We start from the raw sequence: 1,976 nt of genomic DNA, 5'->3' as shown, positions 1-1,976 counted from the left end.
CCCTTAGCTTCTTTCCCTTAATCGTTGCATCCTCCATCGCCTGGATGACCAATGATCCTTTTCCGTTCAGGATATCGACATAGGTCATCGTATCATGGATGGTGATGATGCCGATATCATCTGCGGTTACTCCAGGGATTTTCGCGATCGTTCCCACGAAGTCAACTGCGCGAAGCTTTTTCTTTTTCCCGCCGCTGAAATGAAGCTTCGTGATTCCCTGGTTGATGCGGGCTGTTTTGTTATTTTTGACGACTCGGCGCCCGCCGATTTTTTCATCGAATGCAACCTGGTTACTGGCAACCTCTTGCTTGCTCGGAGCTTCTGCCACAGGAATTTCAAAGTCAATGTATCGTTCGATTGCCTTGATGAATTTCCCTTCATAAGGGGTTGCGAGCGTAATCGCTTTTCCTTTATTGCCAGCGCGTCCCGTCCGGCCTGTACGGTGGACATAGCTTTCTTTTTCCATCGGTACATCATAGTTGATGACAATTGATACGTTGTCGACGTCAATTCCCCTTGCAGCGACATCGGTGGCTATAAGATAGCGGAAATTGCCCATTTTGAAGCCATTCATAACGGCAAAGCGATCTTCCTGCTCCAACCCGCCATGCAGCCTTTCGCAAGAATAATTAGCCGCGTCAAGCTGAGCATAGACGGTATCGACATTTTCCTTCGTCCTGCAAAAAATAATGCAGCTGTCAGGGTTTTCAACAACGGTAATGTCCTTAAGCAGCGCAATTTTCTCTTCTTCTTTTACTTCAATCAATGAATGTTCAATCGTACTCGTTGTCACACCAGTAGAGGCAATTTCGATTTGAACAGGTTCCTTCATATATTGATGGCAAAGATTTTCAACATCCTTAGGCAGGGTAGCAGAAAACACCATTGTTACTCTGTCCTGTGGAAGTTGTTCGATGATCCATTCAACTTGTTCAATAAATCCCATGTTCAGCATTTCATCTGCTTCATCGATGATCAGATATTTGATCTTGTCTAAAAGGAGCGTTTCTCTTTCGATATGATCAATCACACGGCCAGGGGTGCCAACAACGACATGCGTTTTTTGCTTCAACTCTTCTTTTTGTTTAGAAAACGGTTCTTTCCCATAAACAGCCGCCGCTTTGATCCTTTTAAACCTGCCGATATTCGTGATGTCTTCGCGGACTTGAGCAGCCAGTTCCCTTGTTGGTGTAAGAATCAAAGCCTGCGGCAGCTTTTCTTCCCACTCAATCATGTCGCAGATCGGAATCCCGAATGAAGCCGTCTTTCCGCTTCCTGTCTGTGATTTCACGACCAGGTCCTGATTTTGTAATGCTAATGGAATCACTTCAATTTGGACCTCTGTAGGACTTTCATATTTAAGCACACTAAGTGCCCGTTTAATTTCATCGCTTAAATTGTAATCCTCAAAACTTCTTTCGCTCATGTAGTAACCTCTTTTATTTTTTATTATTCCACTTATATATAGGATTCTCGCAAAGAATTATCATATGCATAAACTGAATAGTATTCATTATACTTGAAATGGCGGACTAAGCGAATGTAAAAAGAAGGGTGAGCCAGGGAATGAGCTAAGTTGCTTTCGCTCTCACATGGATAAAAATGCCCATTCTATAGAAGGTTTCACAATTTCACAATAAATCGACAGATACCCAATTGGGTTCATAAGATATAATGGAAATAAGAAAAGAAAGCGATTACATTTTATAGGAGGGTGTTGTGAATGGACTATCAGGAAGTAAAATCACAGTTAGAGGCATTGCAGATGGCACTCGTAATGAAAATACAAAATCCAGATCTATCCCTGGAAGAAAAAGAAGACATTCTCAAATCAATTGCGAATTATGAATACATTATTGAACTGACATGCATGAATCATTTTGAGCGCGGGAAATTAATTCAATAAAAATATATCGAATGACATGGTGCCGGATAACCGGTGCCATTTTTTTACATAGGGAGTTGTGACATTTAAT

Annotated in this window: 2 protein-coding genes; one reads left to right on the top strand and one right to left on the bottom strand. The window is 41.9% G+C overall.

Translation table 11 applies throughout. The features are described 5' to 3' along the window. Nucleotides 1-1,426 (bottom strand): DEAD/DEAH box helicase (locus tag WB217_RS14925; protein WP_423994031.1); only part of this gene is annotated, 1,426 nt, incomplete at its 3' end. A gap of 297 nt (nt 1,427-1,723) precedes the next feature. Here WB217_RS14925 and WB217_RS14920 point away from each other — a divergent pair. Beyond that, nucleotides 1,724-1,906, top strand: a complete 183-nt coding sequence (locus WB217_RS14920) for a DUF3896 family protein (protein WP_423994030.1) — start codon at nt 1,724-1,726, stop codon at nt 1,904-1,906. Nucleotides 1,907-1,976: the final 70 nt, after the last annotated feature.

The sequence above is a fragment of the Mesobacillus sp. genome (assembly GCF_049588175.1).
Classification (GTDB): domain Bacteria; phylum Bacillota; class Bacilli; order Bacillales; family Cytobacillaceae; genus Mesobacillus.
This window is presented reverse-complemented; position numbering and strand designations above follow the sequence as displayed.

What these genes read in the sequence shown, in the direction of transcription:
- WB217_RS14920 (WP_423994030.1), top strand. Translation starts at nt 1,724, where the DNA reads ATGGACTATCAGGAAGTAAAATCACAGTTAGAGGCATTGCAGATGGCA.